This is a genomic window from Rhizobium sp. WYCCWR 11152 (assembly GCF_013087615.1).
Lineage (GTDB): Bacteria > Pseudomonadota > Alphaproteobacteria > Rhizobiales > Rhizobiaceae > Rhizobium > Rhizobium indicum.
Genome location: NZ_JABFCP010000002.1, coordinates 110,791 through 131,246 on the forward strand (window position 1 = coordinate 110,791; position 20,456 = coordinate 131,246).

Here is a 20,456-nt window from a genome sequence, read left to right on the forward strand (position 1 = left end):
ATAGGAACATCTGGGTGACAGAAGTCGCCAATCTTAAAAAATGCAGGTGGGAGAACGACGATGCAGAAGCATTCGAACGGCGGCGGAGCTGTGCTCATTGGTGTGCCCGTAGCTCCGATGACCGAGCTTTACTGGGGGCCGCTCGCCCCGTTTAAGATAGTCGAGGCCCACGACGAGATGGTGAAGGCGATCCAGGGTAGACCCGACATCCAGCTTCTGACGGCAAATGTTCACAACAAGCACTCGGGCGCTCCGTCGGGAAGGTTCGATATCGCAATCGATGTTCGCTCGGGTGACGGATGCGGAATGTACCGCTCCCTCATGATGGTGAAATCGACTGGCGAAATGCATGACCTCGCTACGCCGCCGCTTTGGTACCAGTTCAAAGATCCCCAGGATGTGATTGCGAAGGTGTATAAATTCCTCACAGGCATGCAGTTCTTCGAGAACCTCGACGCCTTCGCCGATCACGCGATCAATCTCAATGAGGCAGAGGCAAGCGGACAGATCCATTGACTGCCTTCCAGCGTGAACCCGACCTGGGTTGACAAACGTCACCGACGGCAAGGATTCTGGCGCACATCCTTGACAACGTGACCCTCTACTGGCTGACGAACACCGCCGTCTCGTCGGCTCGTCTGTACTGGGAAAACAAGCTGGCCTTCTTCCAGCCGAAGAACATTAAGATCCCCGTTGCCGTCAGCGTCTTTCCCGACGAAATCTACGCAGCCCCACGAAGCTGGACAGAGAAGGCCTATCCCAACCTCATACACTTCAACAAGCTGGCGAAAGGCGGCCACTTCGCGGCGTGGGAGCAGACGGAGGTATTCTGCGAAGAACTGCGCACCGGGTTTCGGACGCTCCGGACGTCGTGAGCGAAGGTACCTCGTTCTTGATGACAACCACACTCGATGCTTCAATGATTTCGGCCTTCGGGCCGAGATCAGGAACTGTCATGGATTCCAGCGGAAAATGGCTTCAATGGGCTTCGCCCTTACACGGACGTTCGGTCTGCTGTTGGATTGGCCGACGGCGCTTATCCTGATCTTTCAGATGGTGTGGCTGGCCGTCTCCTGGTCGGGCGCCATATCGGCGCAGCAGGTAGTATCTCGATGACGTCTGCAGCAGGATTTGCCGCGTCCGAGTTCACATGCTCGAAGGCCTCCTGCAACCGAAGACGTCACACCTTTAGGCGTTGCCGCCATCCCAGGGACATCTCGTGGCTGAGCTGCCGTTCCACTGTTTCAATCAGGTCCAATGACAAGGGTGGACGAAACGCCGACCCGCACATCCGAGACCGCACCTACTTGTGCGAATCCTTCGAAAATTTTCTCAAGGTTTCCCGGCGTTTTCCTTGTCCCACGATTTTGCGCCCACTTTTCGACGGTTTGAACCCGACCTTCAAGAGCGCTTCGCCCACCGTTTCACTCGTTTGCCGGGTTTCGCCGCTTGAGCCGACGGCGTCGACCTTGGGCGCATCGTTCGATCCATTGTCTGACATGCCAGCCTCCCGATCTTCAGATCGTTCTACTACCTGCCGAACACAAGGGCAAATCGGACGACGTCGATGCGAACCGCCAAGCCGGAGCTAACCAGAGACGGCGGCATGGGCAGCATCGACCTCGACGGTGCCATTGGCGACGAACCCGATATGAGCGGCCCGGCCTTCGACCACGCCTTCGCGGAGCCAGAAAAACACTCTGCCGTTCGCCCCGAACCCCTTCAGGTCGGGATGACCGGGAGGGCCGTCCTTTCCCTCGTAGTCATGAGCATGGACGATCCCGAGCGGTGCCAGCGCCGCCTCGTAGAAGGCGATCGACCGATCGATGTCGCTCACGGAAATAAAGACATGGTCGAGCATGCTGCTCTCCTTTTGCTCAGATGATGTAGCCGCCTGCGACTTCGATATTCTGGGCGTTGATCCAACGGTTCTCGGACGACAGGAGGCTTGCAACGACGCCACCGATGTCTTCCGGCTCGCCGACGCGGCCGAGTGCGGTCTGGCTTGCAAGCATGGTCTCGAACTCGTCGTTCAGGCCGCCACCAAGCTTGGTGCGGATCGCGCCAGGGGCGATTGAGTTCGCCCGGATACCCCGCTCGCCAAACTCCTTGGCCATGTAGCGGGTCAGGACTTCGAGACCACCCTTGAAGGCGGCATAGGGGGCGACACCTGCGGTCGCCACGCGCGTGGTGGCGCTGGTAATGTTGATGATCTGGCCGCCGTCGGCTAGCAGCGGCAGCAGAACCTGTGTGAGAAAGAACGGACCTTTCAGATGGACGTTGAACAACCTGTCGAACTGCTCTTCCGTAACCATCGCGATCGGTTTGAAGAGGCCATACCCGGCATTGTTGACGAGATAGTCGAAATCGCCCCGGCCGAAGACGGACTGCAGTTTCGAGGCAACGGCGTCACGAAAGCCGGGGAACGCGTTGGTGTCGCCGACGTCGAGCTTAAGGGCAACGGCCTTCCCGCCGCCCTCGACGATCGTCTTCACGACCTCCTCTGCTTTTCCGAGACTGCTGTTGTAAGTCACGACGACGCCCATCCCCTTGCGGGCGCATTCGATGGCCGTGCTTGCTCCAAGACCCCGGCTTCCTCCGGTGACGATAACGATCTTCATGGCTGTTTCCTTGCTTGTTGCTGTGACCTGAAGCTAGCCCTGCATCGTCTCGCCCGCTCACCCATTCCTCTTTGAAGCTTGCCTATTTCTGCTTCATGCTTGCGGATGCATCCCCGGTCGGTCATGCTCACAACCATGGAAAAACAGCTGCACGAACTGCGAACCCTTGCTTCGTCAGCGGAAAACCGACGGACGGAAACTGGCATCCCGCGTGTCGCCATGGTGCAGGGAGAGATACCCGAACATCGGCTTTCGGCCGTTTACGAACCGATGATCAACCTGATCCTGACCGGGTCAAAGACAATGACGGTCGGCGAGCGGACCTTCGCCTACGACCCGGCGACCTATTTCGTCATGTCGGTCGATCTGCCCGCCATGGGATCGGTGCATCCGTCAGCCACCGGGGACCCCTATCTCGCGGTCAGCTTGACTCTCCACCCTCCGACGGTCGCAGCCCTCCTCAGCGACCTGCCTGTGCAGGTGTGCAGTACGCTGTTCGGTTCCGGTTTCTCGGTCGCGCCCGTCAACGAGGAGTTCCTCGACGCCTGGGTGCGGATGCTCAGGCTCATGGACCGGCCTGACGAGATCGCCGTGCTCGCGCCTGCTTACGAGCGGGAGATCCTGTTCCGAGTGCTGCAGGGACCGCTGGGTTGGATGCTGCGGGACATCGCAGCACCCGACGCGGCGCTCTCGCGGATCGGCGTTGCGATCCAATGGATCCGGGAGAATTTCGCAAAACCTTTGAGGGTGGAGTCGCTTGCCGAGATGGCGGCGCTCAGTGTCTCGGCCTTTCATCGTCATTTCAAGGCGGTCACGGCGCTCAGCCCGATCCAGTACCAGAAGCAGGTCCGGTTGCTGCATGCGCGGACGCTTCTGATGGCTGGAGAAGGAACCGCAACATCGGTTGCGTTTGGCGTTGGTTATGAAAGTCCGAACCAGTTCAGCCGGGAGTATGCTCGGCAGTTTGGCCTGCCACCGTCAAAGGATGAGGTTCGGCTGAGGGGCGAAGCTGCATGAGGGCGCTAAAGAGGGAGACTCCCGCATGGAAGAACAGCCGGAGCAAATCAGCTCGGCCAATCCATCCCGATATTGAAATCGGAAGTTGCATCGCGTGAAACATTTCAGACAGGATTAACTTCCACAGATCCCCTCTCAAAACTGCGAGTAGACGCTACAAGATCTTTCGCCTATCGATTGCTTATGAAATCGTCGCTCGAACATATGCCACTTCGTAAGCAGCGAGAACTCGGACGGGTTCTGGAAATCCTCCACGAGGAATTCGAGGATGCGCTGAAAGAGGGCACTGCCGATTTCAAGAAGCGCGGCAGGATATTGAAGATCATCCTATTCGGCTCCTACGCCAAGGGTGGATGGGTCGATGAACCTTTTACGATGAAGGGATATCGCTCCGATTTCGATCTTCTGATCATCGTCAACAACCGCAAGCTCTGCGAGTTCGCTGAATACTGGCACAAGGCCGCCGACCGGCTGATGCACGAAGCCTCGATCGAAACGCCGGTGAGCTTCATCGTCCATTCCAGACGCGAGGTGAACACCTACCTCAAGGAAGGGCAGTATTTCTTCTCTGACATTCGCAAAGAAGGCATCGCTCTCTATGAACTGGACGATGAGCCGCTGGCGGAGCCCGAGCCACTTTCGATCGAGGATCGGCTCCGCGTCGCGAATGAGCATTTTGAGCAAAGGTTTGCCGAAGCCAGCGCTTTTCTTGGAACAGCTAAATTTCAACTCAGCAAGTCAGAAAGAACTGGGGACGCCTGGTCAAACCTATCCGCATTCAGCCTCCATCAATCCCTTGAGCAAGCCTATTCCTGCGTTCTGCTCACCCTGACCAACTACGGCCCACCATCGCACAACATCAAGTTTCTGCGCTCACTCGCCGAGGAGCAGGACCGCCGCCTAGCCGAAGCCTTTCCGCGTGATCAGCACAAGGAACGCGCTTGGTTCAACACATTGAACGAGGCATATGTGAAGGCGCGCTATTCGAAACATTACGAGATCAGCGAGGAGGCGTTAAGCTGGCTTCACGAGCGAATGGCCGTGCTGCTCGACTTGGTCCGGATGGTTTGCTCCCAGCATCTCGAAAAGCTCCAACACGACAGTCACTAAGGGTGCCGACTACACGTCTGATGCTACTCAATGGGTGCAGTTGTTAGCCCTCAGGATGACCCTGGAACGTGACAGGACAAGACAGAAGGCTGATCAGCGATCTTTCAATGGCTTCAATCGAGCCGAGGCGGTCCTACGCAGCCGGCGATCCGGCTTCCCAAGGTTTTACGGTCAGTTCCCGCATGGATACGATTGGACTGGATGAGAACCGTATACCGGCTATTGTGAAACCACCGTCGACCGTGATCTCCTGCCCGGTAACGAAACTGGCGTCGTCCGAAAGCAACCAGGCCACGGTGCCCGCGAGGTCTTCTGATCTGCCGTTGCGGCGAAGGGGGTGTAGACGGCGGGGCACGCGGCGAACAGGGCGACTAAAGCATGTCGCGCAAAAATGTGCCGCGGTTTTGCGACAACGACATGCGTAAAAACAAAGACCTAAAGCGCGACAAGCGAATCTGAAAGATCGCGACGCGCTTTAGTCGGGGACTCTCGTCCTTCGCCGAAGTGCCATTACGAGCGCCACGGCTGCGGGCGCATCCTGCCCGACGAACGGCTTCAAGTAGTGCGGCACGCCCTTGAAGCGACGAGGGATAATGTTCCGGTCGTATCCGGTGAGGATATATGAACGGAATGTCCTCCCGAACCAGCCGATCGGCGACAGGAAATGGGTCTGCTTCCCCGACCTTGACGTCGAGGACGGCGGCGTCGATCTGGTCCCGCATGCAATATGGGAGACATTCCTCAGGCGCGGGAAACGGTCCAAGGACCTCCGCGCCGTGGTCGGCCAAGGCTTCCGCGATCGTCTTCGCCTGCAGGTAGTTGTCCTCGACGACGAGGACTTTTCGGCCGGCGAGATTGCCCTGTGACATGATGTGGTTCCTCCTGCCGTCCGAACAACAAATGCAGCCCGTTGTTCCTCGGGGTCAAGGATTCGTGAGAGTTCATCGATGCTAAGCGTCCACTACCCCTTGAGCGCCGCCTCCATCAGGACGGCCGCGGAGCGTCTGTATTCTTGAGCGCGCTCGTCGAACGTTTCGGCGGCGGCGGTTCGACCTGCCTGAAGTGCGTCGAGCCTCATCTTCTCCATGAGAGTGGCCCGCTCGCCAATGACCCGAACCGCCATGCGCAGTGCCTCGTCAACGGAGCCCTCCTGCTCGTGGACCAAGGCCTCGGCGGTGTAGCCGTGCCCCACCTGACAGCGGAAGCGTAGCGGTGAACGCCTGATCTGCGACAGCGTCCCCCCACATCCGGGACAATTCAATGGTACTGGATCTGCGATTTGGGCGATGGTGGGCGTGTCGGAGTTGCGCCCCATGGCGATCGCCACTTCGAGCGCGACGCTTGCAGGAGGAGTTAGGGCCGGACCTGGCTCTTCCTGCACCAGGCGGGTCAGCAGGGCGGCCAGATCAATTGCAGGCGCACGATAGTCGATGTCGCTCGCCAGCAGCGCCGTTCGCGGCATCTCGCTTTCGGCGGCGTCGAGCGGGCTTTGAACGACGGTCACACCGCCGCAACGCTTGAGGTCCGCCAACCCGGAAGCCCCGTCGTTCAGCATGCCAGAGAGCAGGACGCCGATCGCTCTCGGTCCGGCGCTGATCCCTGCAGACCGAAACAAAGGATCGATCGCAGGCCTCGCCATATTCTCGCGTGGTCCGCGACCTAGTCGGACAAAGCGCCCATCGACTGCCAGATGATGGTCTACGGGAGCCACGTAAATACGCGCGTCCTCTAGCGTCTCGCCGTCGACCGCCGTGCTTGCGGGGAGCGGTCCGCCGTTGTCCAAAATACTGGCAAGCAGATTCTGATTGCCGGCTCTGACATGGACGGCGATGAGCACGGAAGCATGCAGGTCCGCTCGCAATAGGCTGCATATTTTCCGGATCGGCTGGATCGAGCCTGCGGAGCCGCCGATTGCGATGATCTTGCGCATGGCCATGTCACTTCCTCCGGTGAATGCCTGGGCCGACGCGGCAGTCGTCACTGGCTCCGTTCGTTCGATGCCGCTCCTAGCAATTGCAGCAGCTGTTCCGTAAGGTCGCTGGGGCTGTAGGGCTTGGTTAAACGCGGGCGGTCGCGGTGCCGTTCTTCGAGCGCCCAGTCGCTGTAGCCGCTGCAGAAGACGAACGGAATTCCACGTTCGGCGAGGATATCCGCAACAGGGTAGGAATTCCCGCCGCGGATGTTGACGTCGAGGATCGCGGCATCGATTGAAGCCTCGCTGGCCAGCAGCAGGGCAGCGTCCAGGCGCGACGCAGGCCCGACGACGTGGGCGCCGAGTTCAAGCAGAGTGTCTTCGATCACCAGCACGATGGTCATCTCATCTTCGACGACAAGCACCTGGCGGCCTTCCGCGATGTCTTGAGCAGCCATTCAACGCCCCCCTCGCTCAGACGGGCGAAGGTCTCCTACCTCCGAGGTGAAGGGCAGGTCGATGATGCAGACCACACCGCTCGGTTCGAAGCTACGCTCCACCTCCCCGTCGAATTCATAGCTCAGGGAGCGGTCGATCACCGTCGTACCGAATCCCCTCTGCAAAGGCGGTCCGGGAACGGTCGGGCCGCCAGTTTCCGCCCAGCTCAGCCGTAACCGGCGATGGGGGTTGTTCGTCACCTCCCAGGAAACGGCAAGCTGGCCTTCGGGGACGGACAACGAGCCATACTTTGCTGCGTTGCTGGCCAGTTCATGGATGGCCATCGCAACCGACAGGCCAGCCTTGGGCGTGAGCATGATGTCGGGGCCTTCGACCCGAAGGTGTCGATCCTCATATGGCTTCAGTTCGGTATCCACGAGGTTTTGCAAAGTACCGGTGCCGCCTTTCCCTCGGTTGGTAAGGAGACTGTGAGCGCGCGTGATCGCAGTTATGCGGCCTGAAATCGTCGCGGCGAACGCTTCGGGCGAAAGACTTGTCCTGAGAGTCTGGGCAACGATCGAGGAAACGATCGCCAAAATGTTCTTCACACGATGATCGAGCTCACCCAGAAGCAATGCCGCATGCTCTTCGGCGCGCTTGCGTTGTTCAATTTCCAACGTGACTGAAATGACGCTGTTGGCGCGCCCATCGCTCTCGCCGAGCACGGAGACGCTGTCGTGCACCCACACGGACGTTCCGTCTGCCCGCTGTAGGCGGTACTCGGCCTCGAACGGCTTCCCATCGCGGGTCGCCTGCTCGAAGCGCTCGTTGATCGCCTCGGCGTCATCGGGATTGATAAGCTCCTGCCGACGTAGCCGATGCAAAACTTCCGCAGACCGACCGGTCATCGTCTGGAACGCAGCGTTGGTCAGCTTGAAGCGGCCGGAAGGGTCTGTTTCGGCAACGCCCACGGCTGTCTGGTTGACGATCGCGGTGAAGCGTCGCTCGCTGACGCCCTTCGCCCGCTCGGCCTCCTTGCGCGCCGTCACGTCGACAAAGGTAATGACAACGCCTTCGATCACCCGCTCGATGCTGCGGTATGGTCGGATGCGCATGACGAACGACGCGTCGCGGTCATGCAGTTCGAGCTCGCGCTCGATGACCGTGAGTTCCCGCAACACCTTCGTGACGTCGCGTCGCAGGTCACCATAGGCAAGCAGGCTGACGATTTCCGTCAGAGGTCGGCCACGGTCGTTCTCGCGCAGGCTGAAGATGTCCGCCATACCTGGGGTGAAGTTCTTGATGCGGAGATTTTCGTCGAGGAAGATCGTGGCGATCTGTGTGCTGTCCAGCAGATTTTGCAGATCGCTGTTTAGGTTGGAGAGAAGATCGTTCTTCGCCATCATCTCGGAGTTGACTGTCTGAAGCTCCTCATTGATCGACTGCATCTCTTCCTTCGAGGTCTGCAGCTCCTCGTTCGTCGACTGCAGTTCCTCGTTGACCGATTGGTATTCCTCCGCCGTGGACTTCATCTCCTCGTTTGCCGTTTCAAGATCGGCGATCGTCGCCTGCAACTGTGCTCGCGCAATGCGGAGCTCCTGCTCCGCGGCCACGGCTTCCGGGCTCCGCGGGCTTCCGTCCGGGGCTTGCATAGGCTCTGTCGCCAACGTGCGCATCTCTTGGAAGGCAACGACGTACAGCCCTTCGCTGCCTACGTTTTGGACGGGCTCGACGATGACGCTCAGCACGCGTTGTCGACCCTCGAGGAAGACGGATACGTTGTCGGCGACCACGGCCTCGCCGGTCTTCACCACGGACTGCAACGCGGTGCGAACGGTGATCCGCAAGTTTTTCCGCAGGTTGGAGTGGAGGTTTAGGCTTGCGACGCCGGCCGAAGGTTCGAGGTATCGGGCAACTTCTCCGCCGGAATACCGCAGGATGTTGCTTTGCCGATCAACGACGACGAATGCGGGCGAGTGTTTTGCCAGGGCCATGCGGACAGCGCGATCGACCCGGTCACCGGCTCCTTGACTCAGTTCGCCGGCCAAGCGATTTCCCGCAGCGGGCGTCTGTGAAGGCATTGGCATGGCTGGGAATGCCGCATCCCCATCTCTCCGTTGGAAGATGTGTGCGGCCTTGTCTCGAACCGCGAAGAGTTTGGGGTGCCCGCCCACGCCCTCGGAAAGCCCAAGGAATAGCAGGCCATCGCGCTTCAATGCGTAGTGGAACGTTCGAAGGACGCGATCTTGCAGGTCGCCATCCATGTAGATCATGAGGTTGCGACACGAGATCAGGTCCAGCTTGGAGAACGGCGGGTCTTTCGTCACATTATGCACGGAGAAGACACACATTCCCCGTATCTGCCGGTTTGGGCAGAATGCGCCGTCCTCCTCGAAAAACCAGCGTTGAAGACGCTCAGGCGAGATGCCCGTCGTACGCTGGAAGCGCCCGGCTCTGGCAAATTCAATAGCACGGTCATCGATGTCCGTACCGAAAATCTGGACGTCCAGAGTGGCGCCGCGCGCTTCGATCACTTCTCGAATGGTGATCGCCAGGCTGTAGACCTCCTCGCCCGTCGAACAGGCCGGCACCCAGACCCTTAACGGCTGCTCGGCCCCACCGCCTTCGAGAATAGCGTCAATGGCCGCCGACAGCCCCTGAAATGCCACCGGATCGCGGAAGAACTCGGTCACGCCGATGAGAAGGTCCCGGAAGAGCAGTTCCGGCTCGCGAGGATCCTCGCGTAGATGCTTGAGGTAGACGGGGACAGCGTCTGCTTGCAGAACCTGCATGCGACGCTGGATGCGGCGGGTGACCGTCTTGATTTTGTATTTGGCGAAATCATGCCCGGTTTTCGAGCGGAGGACGGCGAGGACGGTTGCAAGGTGCTCAGCAGCATCGGTCCGCGTGCCGTCGCCATCCTTGCGGTCGGCAACCAGCGCCAGATGATCGCGATATTCGATCAGCTTGGCGGGCATCTCTTCGACCTGCATCACATAGTCCACGAGGCCGGTGGCCGCCGCGCTTTGCGGCATACCGGGCATCGCATGGTGGTCGAACTCTGCCTGGGCGATCGTCAGCCCGCCGGCTTCCTTCACGGCTGCAAGCCCGATCGACCCATCGCTTCCCACGCCCGATAGCACGATCGAAACCGCGTTATCGTTCTGGTCCTTGGCCAGGGAGGTGAAGAAAGAATCGATTGGTCGACGGTCCGCCCGCGGTGGCGCCGGCTGGACGACAACGAGGTGGCTGTCGTTTATCGTCAAAGTGGCATCGGGCGGGATCACGTGAACCCGATTGGGTTCGACGCGCATGCCGTGCTCGGCTTCGACGACCGGGATGGGCGACGCCCGCCCAAGGATCTCGGTCAGCATGCTCTTATGATCGGGAGATAGGTGCTGCACCAGCACGAAAGCCATTCCGCTGTCGGCCGGCAAGTTGGCGAAAAACGCTTTGAAGGCTTCGAGACCACCCGCCGAAGCGCCGATGCCGACAATAAGGCCAGAGCGGGCAGATTTTTCTTGATCATCCCTCATTCCCATTAACCGTACGCCCTCGATTATGTTCCCGACCTGGATCCTGGGAGGGCCAAATTGGCAATGCGAAGACAAATACCGTCTAAAGTCGAATGACAGGCGAAAGCCGAAGGGGCGCCGGAAATCGACGTGCAGAAACGGAGGCTACATCAACGCCCTTGAACAGGTCGCACCAGTCGGTCACTGGGCGCCGGGTGGGGTGCTCGCCGGGTGTTTCGTTGCCCGCACCGAGATGGTGCAGGCGTAGAACCCATCGCTGACCGCAATTTGCCGGCTCCGGCCGGCCGTGCTGCGAGCTGGTTATGTTCGAAGCCTCGACAAACCCCATAATCGCATCATCTCCGCTGGAGCCGAGATTTCTACCGGGATCACGTAGGGATCTCCAGATCCTAGCGCCGTGACGCTCTTGCGCTTCTTGATCGGAAGCCCGTGGCCCATGTTGCTGACCGAATAGAGGGCCACTTTCAGCTGGCTTGTGACTTTCCATGACTGCAACCTGCCCCATGGTTTCTCCTCCAAACGGCCGCTGCTTTCTGCAATCCCTTGGACTTCGAGCCACTGAGCAACGCACGCGAGCGCATTGACGGGCTTGACCACCCGGTCTTCCATGCCCTGCCAGATGGTTATCGCAGGCCATGCCTTGGCTTCCGGGGAAATCTCAGCGATGGGTCTTCCCCATCCACCCGGCGGCGGCGTCGCTCCTGACTTCATCGCGCGCAGGGCGGACATCGCGTCGCGGGCAGAACCGAATGGCATACCGGCTATGATCGCGGCGCCTGCAAACAAAGTGGGATAGTTCGCGACAAGTGCGCCCGTCATCGCCCCGCCGGCGGATAGTCCCGCAACGAAGATCCTCGAACGGTCGATGCGATATCGCTCACATATGTGCTCGACCATCTGCTTGATTGAACGCACCTCTCCGCGGTCTCGAGCGACGGCGCTTGGTCGAAACCAGTTGAAACAATTTTGCGGATTGTTTGCTCTCCTCTGCTGCGGATAGAGCAGAACGAAACCGCGCTCCTTCGCGAGCTTGGAGAAGCCGGTCGCGACATCCAGGCTTTCGGGAGTCTGGCGGCAACCATGAAGCAGGACGACAAGCGCGGGGTTTTTCGGTAGCCTCGTCGTCGGGACGAAGGATTTCATCACCAGGCGACCCGGATTGCTTCCAAACGCGGCTGTCTCGACCAAAATCGGTTTCGCCGGACGGGATGTTGGACGTTTCGTTCTGCTTCGGGTCGTTTCGAGAGCTTTCTCGATCCGCTTGCTGATTTTCTTTTGGGCTCTGAGGACCTTTAACAGCGACCTGCCGAGACCGAGCTTCATAGGTCAAGGTTCTCAACCCGCGACAGAAGCGTTCGCAGACCCGGCTGCGCGGCGTCGCGCACGGCGCCCTTCAGCGGGAACCACTGTGTCTTCCGTCGGCTGCCTACAAAAAGAATTTCAAGGCCACCGCTTTCGGTCCGGCGGTAGCAAAGAGCACCGGCCTGCGCCACATCGCGGCCAGACAGGGTTTTCACAAGTTCCGTCTGGGCGTTTTCGTTGAGCATTGTCCGCCTCCGCTTTCGAAGCCCGCGCAAGCTAGCTGGGCTACGTTCAACAGTCAGTTTGCTTCATCACGTCGGGGAACTGCTCCAAGCGGAAAATGCCCCTCGGATCCCGTTCACCATTTCCCACAGGCTCTCCACAGGATATCCCCAGGAGAAGGCTGCGTAATCTCGTCGTTTCTTGGCTGCTACGGCTTTCAGTGGACAAATAACGGGCGACAATTCTGCGACAGAAGCAAGGTCTTTCGCGCAAACAATGTCGTTTCCAATGCGGGGGGAGTATAGTCGCCTACCTTCTTGAGCGCGTGGCGGCGGACGCTCGAAGGGAGCGGCAGCCGGTGATCGTTGCTGGCTGCCGCTCGGTGCTATCTCTCAAACCACCCTGGGTCTGGACGGAGCACGAAACGGTAGAACTTGCGGATCGCTACCGCCGCTGCAACCGCCTGGCGTGGTCGCCGCCCATTGATCCATTCGTGGTCGGCGAGATTGTTGAAGCAAGGAGGTCGATCGGAGGTGCCCTATTGAGCAGCTTAAGCGGCGACGCCAGCTATATACTCTCTTACACGCCCGCCAAAATGCGCCAGAGCCGCGAAACTAGGGTCAACAACGCACCAGGGCTGCTTGCTCGCCAAGGTCGTTGCGGATGGTCGTAGCAGCAACGCCTGCCTGCCCCATGGCATGGCTGATCTGGTCAAGACCGGCGACGACGTCTCCTGCGGCGTAAAATCCCGGAACCGTGGTCCTCTGGTGACCATCGACGCGAACACATCCTTCGTCTGAGAGCCGCGCTCCAAGACGTGATGCCAGGTGCGAACATATGTCGGATCCGAGAGCCGGATATATGGAAGCGAATGAATAGGTTTCCGTTGGTGTTGTGACGCGGATCATATCATTGTCCAGATCGGTCGAGGTTACGGGGCCGACCTCCACTCTTATTCCGAGGTGGGTCAAGGACGACGTCTCGGTTTGGGACAAATCATGTACGCTCTCGGGCGATATCAGCGTGAGATCCTTCGTGTAACTTCGAAGGAAAACTGCCTCCTTGAACCCCTTCGTTCCAGTTCCGATTACACCGACGGGCTTGTCCGTTACCTCAAAACCGTCACAGACGGGACAGTAGCGCAGAAGGCCACGAGCCACGGCTTCATCATGGGTTGCCTGTGGCATCGCAGGCCGTCGGTTGACGACACCGGTAGCCAAAAGTACGGTCCGAGAGCGGATGCTGCCGTTCTCGAATTCTGCCAGGAACAGGTTGTCGACTTTATGAAGCGTCGTGATCTTGCGGCGTCGAATGGCTGCCCCGTAGAGCTGAGCCTGGGCGTTCATTCTCGCCAGCAGCTCAGTGCCGCTGATGCCGTCCGGGAATCCGGCGTGGTTGTGCGACATAGGGATGCTAGAAGCCCGGCTGGAGTCATCGTGGAAGACCGTCACGGAAAGATGGTAGCGCGCCAGGTAAATCGCCGCGGTCAGGCCAGCCGGACCACCCCCGATGACAACGCAGTCGTTCACTTTATCTTCAAATGCGTTCGTCATCATGCCATTCCGTATCCTGTTGGCCCCAACCGGGATTGCACCAGTGTGGGCGACATGGCCAACCTCGGCAAACGGCAATGGTTCCATTGTCCGGTAACCCAACTCACCATGTCCTTGACATCCACGCGATGCCGTCAAAGGTTGCCGGGGCTCTGGGGGGCCATCAAATTTGGATGGCCTCGACCTTCCAAGTTCAAGCTATCGGCTAGAGCGACCCAGATCCCCCGACGAACCACAAGGTTGGGTGGCGATGAGAGGGGCCTGAGATAGGTTTCACGAAACCATTGCCGAATTAGCAGGTCTGCTTCCAGTTCTGGGGACGAAGCCAAAGTGGACGGGTGGAGGTCATAGGCATCGCCTCGATATGGATCGCGGCGATGTCTCGGTTTTGCATGTAACACGGTCGTCGCGGCCCTGGCTGACTCTGAGGACACGCACTGATGGCGTTCCACATCGGCCATGTTCATCGATCGGAACAATCTCGAGCGAGGTGCTACGTACCACTCTCGGGTGGCGCTTTTCTGCACTTTCTGCGAGCGGCATGCACGCAACTTAAATCAATGTTCACGCATACAATCCATCTTGATTGTGCTTGGCTGAGCGGAGTTCCAACGGTGACGATTTGGAAACCAGGCCCGGTACGATGCACGAGGCACTTATGGCAATTAGGTCATCTTTATTGAGCAGGTCGAAGCGGCGCATACCGTTCACGGTGGCGAAATTTGCCGAGGCCACAAAATTGTCGCTGATCTCGATCGACAGCCACGGGGATATCGAGTTCGTCAATCCGTCCGCGTGCGCGCTGTTCGGTTACAGCAAGGGGGAGATGATCGGAAAGCCTATCACCATCATTATCCCCGAGCGGATGCGGGGCGCGCATATGGCAGGGCTGCAAAAGGTGTCTGCGGGGCAAAAGCCAAATCTCGGCGGCAGGCCAGTCGAAGTGTCGGCGGTCAAGAAGGATGGCACGGAGTTTCCGATCGAGATCACCCTATCAACCTGGCGCGGCAAACGCGGGTTCTGTGCTGGTGCCGTCATGATCGATATTTCGGAGCGACGCGAGCGGGAGGGGCGCCTGTTGCGACTGGCGAGCCAGGATACCCTCACTGGACTGCTTAATCGTCACCGCTTTTCCGCGCTGCTTGCCGATACGCTTGCTGCGGGAAACGCTGCCGCCATCATTCTATTGGACCTGGATGGCTTCAAGGAGGTGAACGACACGCACGGACATTTGGTCGGCGATAGTCTTTTGCAGGCCGTCGGTGTCAGGCTCCCATACATGCTGCGCCCGGATGCCAATATAGCCCGCATCGGCGGCGACGAATTTGCGGTGCTGTTGCAGGGTGTAAGCGACCCGCGCGCCGTTTATGCACAAGCCGATGCAATCCTCCAGGCATTTGCAAAGCCGTTTGAACTGGGCGGACATGTTCTGCAACTCGGCACTAGCATCGGCTTTGCCCTTTCACCGACCCACGGGGTGGAAGCTGAAGAGCTGATTGCCAGTGCCGACTACGCTCTGTACCGAGCGAAAGCCGCAGGCGGGCAATCGATCCAGATGTATGACGCCACCATGCGGAGCGAGACGTCGGCGCGTCGCGAACTGCGGGACGAACTGCTTGCCGCGATGCGTCAGGGTGAACTGGAGCTCTTCTATCAGCCCCAGGTAAAGCTCTCCGACGGAGAGATCATCGGGCTTGAAGCCTTGATCCGCTGGCATCATCCGGTTCGGGGCCTGCTGACGCCCGCAGCCTTTCTTCCTGCTCTCGATCAGAGCGCGCTGGCTTTGGATATTGGCTGGTGGACGCTTGACGAGGCCGCAAAGCGCGCCAGCGAGGTGCAGGCGTCAGGCTACGCAATCAGGATCGGCGTCAATCTCTTCCCGGGGCAGCTGCGCGCACCCAATCTCATCCAAAAAGTGGCCAGTGCACTTCAAAAGCACTCCCTTGCACCAGAGGGACTGGAGCTTGAAGTCACCGAAACGATTGCACTTGCGGATGACGACCGTTCGCTGGAGGCGATGACGGCACTGCGGGAACTTGGCGTTGGCATCGCCTTCGACGACTTTGGAACGGGATATGCTTCCCTCAGTTCGTTGCAGCGCTATCCGCTGACGACGCTGAAGATCGATCGCGGTTTCGTCCAGCAGATCCGCAGCAGGCCGAACGATGCTGCGATCACACGGGCACTGATCAGCCTGAGCCGGGACATGGGACTGGAGACGGTCGCGGAAGGCATCGAAACCCGCGAGCAGGAGGAGGCTCTCGTGGCCTTGGGTTGCCCATGTGGTCAAGGCTACCTCTACGGTCGGCCTATGCCGTTCAGCGCGGTCTTGAGCCTCATCGAGCAGAAGGCAGCATCCGCGCCGCCGATTGGTCGGCAAGAAGCAGGAACCTTCATTCGGGCTAGGCCCACGCCCTAAACTAGGGCTCGAAGCAACCTTGCAGCCTGCAGGTCGCGAGGGCGACGGTGAAGCTAGACCGGTCCGCCGTTAGGAGCCCCAAAAAGAGGTGGTCAATCCCGATCGCAATATGCTGGGCGCCGACTTGGAAGTTCATTCGCGCCGTCGCTCCACTAGCCGAACGAAATTGCATGGCGTGATCGTCCCCTCCTTTAGAGATGCCAATGGCTGCGATGACTTCGCGGATGACCGCGGTCGACAATCGCGCTAAAAGAACTCACAGCGAGCCAGAGGTTCCGGACGGCGAGGCGATAAAGCTTCATCCTCAGCTCTGTCCATAATCGGGAAAATCCGTGCGTTTAACTATGTTGCTTAGCCTTTGATTCATCCTTCCAGAGCAGTTTGCGGCCGGAATGGCTGGGAACCAACCTCAAAGGATCGGACGCTATGACCTATGCACTTGTGCTTTTCTCGGCCGTAACGGCGATCGTGGTGTCCATTTCGGCAATCGGCACTGCACCGGCGCCGTACAGCAAGTGGCCGGAAATCCACGCGGAAAAGACCTCCAGACTGGTGCCAATGCGCCAGCCCTAACGCGCCGTCCTCGGTTGGGCACCGGACTAATCGCGATAGAGGAATGGATACGATGCTGTCGTCCGAACAAAAGCGTGAATTTCACCGAGCCTTCGAAGCTCGTCGGCCCTCTGCCGACGGCGAAGCGGACGCCTATCTTGAATTCGACAGTGCCACTCCATTTTCTCCCCTGGAAGACGGTGACCTTTCATTTCGGTTGGCGCTGACGAGCAATGAAACGCTCGATCTTGCGACCAACCCGATCTGCGCGGGTCGGCTGGCCGCAGCCTTGCTCGACCTGATATCGAGGAGGGGAGATTTTGTCGTCGACCTAACGATCTGGGACGCAAGAAGCGGGGAGCAGCTTGTGAAGCTTACGCCTTGACGAGTCACACACGCAAAGCGGCGCGCTGACCGCAAAAATGGTTGTTATCGAAAAATGCGCAGCGCCCCTGTCGGCAAGTGTCATCGAAATAGGGTCAGATATTCGAACCGGAAAGGCCATTGCCATAGGCGCGTTCGAGAAGCCTGCGGCCCCAGCTGTCAGGCGCGGCGTCAGCGAAGACGCCCGCCAGTGCGTCGCGCATATTTCCCGGCTGGCCAGATGTGTGAAATGGCCCAGCCTCAAAGGGAAAGGTCGGCCGCACGTCGAAGGCACAGGGATTCTCGATCCGGTTCATTTCTATGGGAGGAAGACAGCTCAACAAGGTGGCGAGCGTCGGGAATACGGCTGACGACCATCGATACCGATCGCACAACAGGCAAATCGGTCACAAGCCGAATTGACCGACTTAAAGAGATCGTCTTCCATCGCCATCGGAACGGCAGCCTCGACCTCGAGGTAAAGCCGATCAATAGTGGCCGCCAGCGGTTCGCCGAGGGCGATCATCTCGCCTGTGTCGAAACTGACCGTGGCGTGCCCGGTGGTGGTGTTCACCGCTCTTGGCGACTTTGATTAGTGGGGTAACGGAGGCGGTCAGCTCCGATCGGCAGCAGGCCAGTCGTTGGCGGGCTCTTCTATGTCGGAGGCTCATCGTCCGCAGGGTCAGGAACACGTTCGTGCAGCCCGCAGTCGTGCGACCTCGTCGATGATTGCGTCGAAGACCGGCCTTTGCCCCGACGACGATCTCGTCGACAAGCCGCTCCGGATCAAGCCGCAGCTTCATTCTCCAGGTTGCCTCGCTCATACTTTCGTCCTCCTCTTTTTAACGGGCTTGTTAGAAAGCTCGATCCAGACCGGCGCGTGATCGCTGCTGTGATCCCATCCCCTGACATGCTTGTCGACCTCTGCATTCGCCAGCCGTGCAGCGGTTTCCGCACTGAGGAGGAAGTGGTCAATGCGCAGCCCGGCATCGCGCGCATACGCGTTTCTGAAGTAGTCCCAGAAGGTGTAGATGCGCTCGCCCGGATGCAGCTCGCGCAGCGCGTCCGTCCAACCTTGATCGACCAGATTCTTGAAGGCCTCGCGAACTTCGACGCGAAACAGCGCGTCATTCGTCCAGCGCTCCGGCTTGTAGACGTCCAGTTCGGTCGGCATGACGTTGTAGTCGCCCGTAAGAATGACGGGAACGTCCAGTTCGAGCAGCTCGGCGGCGTAGTGGTGTAACCGATCGAACCAGTGGAGCTTGTAGTCGAACTTAGGTCCGGGATAGGGATTGCCGTTCGGGAGGTAGAGGCCGCCGATGACGACGCCGTCGATGAAGCCTCGATGTAACGGCTTTGGACGTCTTCAGGATCGCCGGGCAGCCCCTTTCTCGTCAGATGAGGCTCCTGACCTCTCACGAGGATCGCCACGCCGTTCCACGACTTCTGCCCGAGCCAGACGGCGCCGTAGCCGGCCGCCTCGATGGCCTTGACGGGGAACTTCTCCTGAGGGGCTTTAAGCTCCTGCAGGCACACGACGTCGGGCTCGGCCTCCTGCAGCCATCGCAACAGGACTTCCAGCCGGCCGTTCACGCCGTTGACGTTGTAGGTGGCAATCTTCAACGGCCCAGCTCCTGGGCGTCACTTCTTATCGAGCTTTGCTTCGACCTTCTTGCGGGAGTTGCCGACCTCCTTGACGGTCTCTTTGACCTCGGATTTCGGCACGCCTTCCTTCTTGGCCTCGTATTTCACTTCGTGATCCTGACCGCCTGCGACCCGTGCGCGGTCCTGAGAGCGGCCGCGGGATGTGGTTGCCATGTTCGTCTCCTCGGTGGTTATCACCGAAGAAACTGACGCCGATTCAAGAAGTTCCGCCGAAGCCTTCATGGCGCGAGACATTCCTCGCATATACCGCATCCGTCTTCGTCTAGGAACGGCCGCGGCCGGCCGCAACAGAGACATGTTGCCATGTCGCGGCTGTCTTCGCGCTCGGGCGGCAGTATTTCACCATCTTGGGCTGCGTGTAGGTCCACAGGAAGGTTTTCCATCTCGAGGCTCCCAAATTCGAGGTCACATCTGAGATAGTGAGGCTGCTGCGACCGACAAGATGGCCGGCTGCGGCTTGGAAAATTCCTTGAAAGCCGGTATGGCTCCGCGATCCCATCGGTGGCAGGCCAGCGAGGCGCGGAGACGAGCTATGTCCGCGACCAGCAGCCCGATTGCGGCCATCGTCAGAAGTGCGACCGCACGGGCGGGCGTCGAATCAAGAAGTTTCCGGATCGACACACTCGTGATCGGCTCATGGCCTACCCCTTAGGCCACCTCCCACCCGGTCCAGCGCTGGAAGTTCGATACGAAGGGAGAGACCATCGTCGCGCCAGTCGCGGGTGATCGTGCCCCCGAGTTGCCTTTCTATGACCGCGCTGATGAGGACGGTACCGAACCCCCGGCCTTGCTGCGTCGGTGTTCGGGATAGCCCGCGTTCCGTCCAGTCGAGGATCAGGCCGCTTCCCTCCTGCTGCCACGCTATGTCCAGCGAGCCCCCACCGTGCGAAAGTGCGCCGTGAACTGCCGCGTTCGCCGCAAGTTCGTGGAGTGCCAGACCGATTGGCTGGACCGAAGGTGCCGGAATCATTACCGCCGGTCCGGCGGCCGTTACGCTATCGAGGCCGAAGACGCCGATCTGGGTACGGACGATATTGTCCAGCGCCACCTGCTTCCATCCGTTTTCGGCCAGCAGCATGTGGGTCCGCGCCAACGCTTGGACGCGTTGCTGGACGGACGCGGAGTATGCCTCGACGCTGTCGGTCTTCGACAGACGGACGACGCTGTCGACGATGGCGAGAACGTTCTTGGTCCGATGGTCGACTTCCAGAAGCAGCCGGTGTTCCGCTTCCTCTAGCGTCTGGATACGCCGATGTTCCGTCACGTCGATCTGCGAGGCGAAATAGTAAGCCACCATGCCATCGTCGTCCCGAAGGGCGCTTATATGAAGCTGGTTCCAGAACGGAGTGCCGTCCTTCTTGTAGTTCAGGATTTCGATCGTGGCGTCGCGGTGTTGCGCGATCGCGGCTCGGATCTCCGCGACGGTGGTTCGGGATGTCGCCTCGCCTTGAAGAAAGCGGCAGTTCCGACCGATGACCTCGTCGGCGGAATAGCCCGTCAGGCTCAGGAAGGACTCATTCGCGAGCACGATCGGGAGATCGGGTTGGCGGGCGTCGGTTACGACGATAGGCATCCGGGTTCGTTCGAACGCGAACGAGGCGAGTTCCTTGCGGTCGGCCATCCCCTGCGCGGATGCGGCGGCAGGCCGGTCGCCGTGAATGTTGGAAGCTTCTACGTTGGACAAGGGCGCACCTTCAGAGTCTTATACGGCGGAAGAACGTCCGTAAACGCTTGAAGTTGCAGCGC

Annotated in this window: 19 protein-coding genes and 2 pseudogenes; 7 read left to right on the forward strand and 14 right to left on the reverse strand. The window is 59.6% G+C overall.

The genetic code is table 11. From position 1 onward, the window contains the following. Positions 1-60 precede the first annotated feature (60 nt). Positions 61-516, forward strand: coding sequence for a hypothetical protein (locus G9X67_RS00785; RefSeq protein WP_168257982.1), 456 nt, complete (start codon positions 61-63; stop codon positions 514-516). A 65-nt stretch (positions 517-581) separates the two neighbouring features. Further along, positions 582-875, forward strand: a pseudogene (locus G9X67_RS00790) (epoxide hydrolase); the annotation flags it as partial. A 713-nt stretch (positions 876-1,588) separates the two neighbouring features. On the opposite strand, the gene G9X67_RS00795 reads toward G9X67_RS00790, so the two are convergent. Further along, positions 1,589-1,861 carry a VOC family protein gene (locus G9X67_RS00795; protein ID WP_246705337.1) on the reverse strand — a complete coding sequence of 91 codons (273 nt, stop codon included), beginning with the start codon at positions 1,859-1,861 and terminating at the stop codon, positions 1,589-1,591. A 16-nt stretch (positions 1,862-1,877) separates the two neighbouring features. After that, complete coding sequence (locus G9X67_RS00800; protein ID WP_171597772.1) at positions 1,878-2,621, reverse strand: SDR family oxidoreductase; 744 nt, start codon at positions 2,619-2,621, stop codon at positions 1,878-1,880. A gap of 135 nt (positions 2,622-2,756) precedes the next feature. Between G9X67_RS00800 and G9X67_RS00805 the strand changes: the two genes are divergently transcribed. Both G9X67_RS00805 and G9X67_RS00810 read left to right on the forward strand, forming a co-directional pair. Then, positions 2,757-3,638: an AraC family transcriptional regulator gene (locus tag G9X67_RS00805; protein WP_171597773.1), complete on the forward strand. Its 882-nt coding sequence runs from the start codon at positions 2,757-2,759 to the stop codon at positions 3,636-3,638. A gap of 183 nt (positions 3,639-3,821) precedes the next feature. Then, positions 3,822-4,748 (forward strand): nucleotidyltransferase and HEPN domain-containing protein, encoded by a 927-nt coding sequence (locus tag G9X67_RS00810; protein ID WP_171597774.1) that lies wholly within the window; start codon positions 3,822-3,824, stop codon positions 4,746-4,748. A gap of 133 nt (positions 4,749-4,881) precedes the next feature. Here G9X67_RS00810 and G9X67_RS00815 read toward each other — a convergent pair whose 3' ends face one another. The 8 genes from G9X67_RS00815 to G9X67_RS00850 form a co-directional block, all read right to left on the reverse strand. After that, positions 4,882-5,103, reverse strand: coding sequence for an SDR family oxidoreductase (locus G9X67_RS00815; RefSeq protein WP_348649083.1), 222 nt, complete (start codon positions 5,101-5,103; stop codon positions 4,882-4,884). A gap of 16 nt (positions 5,104-5,119) precedes the next feature. After that, positions 5,120-5,617 (reverse strand): hypothetical protein, encoded by a 498-nt coding sequence (locus G9X67_RS00820; protein ID WP_171597775.1) that lies wholly within the window; start codon positions 5,615-5,617, stop codon positions 5,120-5,122. Between the two features lie 92 nt (positions 5,618-5,709). Continuing rightward, positions 5,710-6,684, reverse strand: a complete 975-nt coding sequence (locus tag G9X67_RS00825; protein WP_171597776.1) for a chemotaxis protein CheB — start codon at positions 6,682-6,684, stop codon at positions 5,710-5,712. Positions 6,685-6,725: 41 nt separating this feature from the next. After that, positions 6,726-7,118, reverse strand: coding sequence for a response regulator (locus G9X67_RS00830; protein WP_210258747.1), 393 nt, complete (start codon positions 7,116-7,118; stop codon positions 6,726-6,728). Continuing rightward, positions 7,119-10,634 carry a chemotaxis protein CheB gene (locus tag G9X67_RS00835; RefSeq protein WP_171597777.1) on the reverse strand — a complete coding sequence of 1,172 codons (3,516 nt, stop codon included), beginning with the start codon at positions 10,632-10,634 and terminating at the stop codon, positions 7,119-7,121. 300 nt (positions 10,635-10,934) lie between these two features. Then, positions 10,935-11,957 carry a PHB depolymerase family esterase gene (locus G9X67_RS00840; RefSeq protein ID WP_171597778.1) on the reverse strand — a complete coding sequence of 341 codons (1,023 nt, stop codon included), beginning with the start codon at positions 11,955-11,957 and terminating at the stop codon, positions 10,935-10,937. Further along, on the reverse strand, positions 11,954-12,181 hold the full coding sequence (locus G9X67_RS00845) for a hypothetical protein (protein ID WP_171597779.1): 228 nt from the start codon (positions 12,179-12,181) through the stop codon (positions 11,954-11,956). The genes G9X67_RS00840 and G9X67_RS00845 overlap by 4 nt, the downstream gene beginning before the upstream one ends. 597 nt (positions 12,182-12,778) lie before the next feature. Further along, the gene (locus tag G9X67_RS00850) at positions 12,779-13,711 is read right to left on the reverse strand and encodes an NAD(P)/FAD-dependent oxidoreductase (RefSeq protein WP_171597965.1); all 933 of its coding nucleotides are present in this window, start codon (positions 13,709-13,711) and stop codon (positions 12,779-12,781) included. A gap of 658 nt (positions 13,712-14,369) precedes the next feature. Between G9X67_RS00850 and G9X67_RS00855 the strand changes: the two genes are divergently transcribed. From G9X67_RS00855 to G9X67_RS00865, 3 genes are all read left to right on the forward strand, one after another. Then, the gene (locus G9X67_RS00855; RefSeq protein WP_246705338.1) at positions 14,370-16,130 is read left to right on the forward strand and encodes an EAL domain-containing protein; all 1,761 of its coding nucleotides are present in this window, start codon (positions 14,370-14,372) and stop codon (positions 16,128-16,130) included. A gap of 426 nt (positions 16,131-16,556) precedes the next feature. After that, the gene (locus G9X67_RS00860; RefSeq protein ID WP_164986432.1) at positions 16,557-16,703 is read left to right on the forward strand and encodes a hypothetical protein; all 147 of its coding nucleotides are present in this window, start codon (positions 16,557-16,559) and stop codon (positions 16,701-16,703) included. Between the two features lie 43 nt (positions 16,704-16,746). Next, a complete protein-coding gene (locus G9X67_RS00865; RefSeq protein WP_246705339.1) occupies positions 16,747-17,067 on the forward strand; it encodes a hypothetical protein in 321 nt (106 codons plus the stop codon). Positions 17,068-17,382: 315 nt separating this feature from the next. Here the strand turns inward: G9X67_RS00865 and G9X67_RS00875 are convergent, their stop codons facing one another. The 4 genes and pseudogenes from G9X67_RS00875 to G9X67_RS00890 all read right to left on the reverse strand — a co-directional run bounded on the left by G9X67_RS00875 (position 17,383) and on the right by G9X67_RS00890 (position 20,394). Beyond that, positions 17,383-17,619 carry a hypothetical protein gene (locus G9X67_RS00875; protein WP_171597781.1) on the reverse strand — a complete coding sequence of 79 codons (237 nt, stop codon included), beginning with the start codon at positions 17,617-17,619 and terminating at the stop codon, positions 17,383-17,385. A 246-nt stretch (positions 17,620-17,865) separates the two neighbouring features. After that, positions 17,866-18,668, reverse strand: a pseudogene (gene xth / locus G9X67_RS00880) (exodeoxyribonuclease III). Positions 18,669-18,686: 18 nt separating this feature from the next. Beyond that, positions 18,687-18,863, reverse strand: coding sequence for a DUF3606 domain-containing protein (locus G9X67_RS00885; RefSeq protein ID WP_171597782.1), 177 nt, complete (start codon positions 18,861-18,863; stop codon positions 18,687-18,689). 481 nt (positions 18,864-19,344) lie between these two features. Beyond that, the gene (locus G9X67_RS00890; RefSeq protein ID WP_171597783.1) at positions 19,345-20,394 is read right to left on the reverse strand and encodes a PAS domain-containing protein; all 1,050 of its coding nucleotides are present in this window, start codon (positions 20,392-20,394) and stop codon (positions 19,345-19,347) included. Positions 20,395-20,456: the final 62 nt, after the last annotated feature.

Excerpts from the sequence above, each read along its gene's own strand:
- G9X67_RS00785 (WP_168257982.1), top strand. The coding sequence starts at position 61 with ATGCAGAAGCATTCGAACGGCGGCGGAGCTGTGCTCATTGGTGTGCCC.
- G9X67_RS00795 (WP_246705337.1), bottom strand. The coding sequence starts at position 1,861 with ATGCTCGACCATGTCTTTATTTCCGTGAGCGACATCGATCGGTCGATC.
- G9X67_RS00800 (WP_171597772.1), bottom strand. The coding sequence starts at position 2,621 with ATGAAGATCGTTATCGTCACCGGAGGAAGCCGGGGTCTTGGAGCAAGC.
- G9X67_RS00805 (WP_171597773.1), top strand. The coding sequence starts at position 2,757 with ATGGAAAAACAGCTGCACGAACTGCGAACCCTTGCTTCGTCAGCGGAA.
- G9X67_RS00810 (WP_171597774.1), top strand. The coding sequence starts at position 3,822 with ATGAAATCGTCGCTCGAACATATGCCACTTCGTAAGCAGCGAGAACTC.
- G9X67_RS00820 (WP_171597775.1), bottom strand. The coding sequence starts at position 5,617 with ATGTCACAGGGCAATCTCGCCGGCCGAAAAGTCCTCGTCGTCGAGGAC.
- G9X67_RS00825 (WP_171597776.1), bottom strand. The coding sequence starts at position 6,684 with ATGGCCATGCGCAAGATCATCGCAATCGGCGGCTCCGCAGGCTCGATC.
- G9X67_RS00830 (WP_210258747.1), bottom strand. The coding sequence starts at position 7,118 with ATGGCTGCTCAAGACATCGCGGAAGGCCGCCAGGTGCTTGTCGTCGAA.
- G9X67_RS00835 (WP_171597777.1), bottom strand. The coding sequence starts at position 10,634 with ATGAGGGATGATCAAGAAAAATCTGCCCGCTCTGGCCTTATTGTCGGC.
- G9X67_RS00840 (WP_171597778.1), bottom strand. The coding sequence starts at position 11,957 with ATGAAGCTCGGTCTCGGCAGGTCGCTGTTAAAGGTCCTCAGAGCCCAA.
- G9X67_RS00845 (WP_171597779.1), bottom strand. The coding sequence starts at position 12,181 with ATGCTCAACGAAAACGCCCAGACGGAACTTGTGAAAACCCTGTCTGGC.
- G9X67_RS00850 (WP_171597965.1), bottom strand. The coding sequence starts at position 13,711 with ATGACGAACGCATTTGAAGATAAAGTGAACGACTGCGTTGTCATCGGG.
- G9X67_RS00855 (WP_246705338.1), top strand. The coding sequence starts at position 14,370 with ATGGCAATTAGGTCATCTTTATTGAGCAGGTCGAAGCGGCGCATACCG.
- G9X67_RS00860 (WP_164986432.1), top strand. The coding sequence starts at position 16,557 with ATGACCTATGCACTTGTGCTTTTCTCGGCCGTAACGGCGATCGTGGTG.
- G9X67_RS00865 (WP_246705339.1), top strand. The coding sequence starts at position 16,747 with ATGGATACGATGCTGTCGTCCGAACAAAAGCGTGAATTTCACCGAGCC.
- G9X67_RS00885 (WP_171597782.1), bottom strand. The coding sequence starts at position 18,863 with ATGGCAACCACATCCCGCGGCCGCTCTCAGGACCGCGCACGGGTCGCA.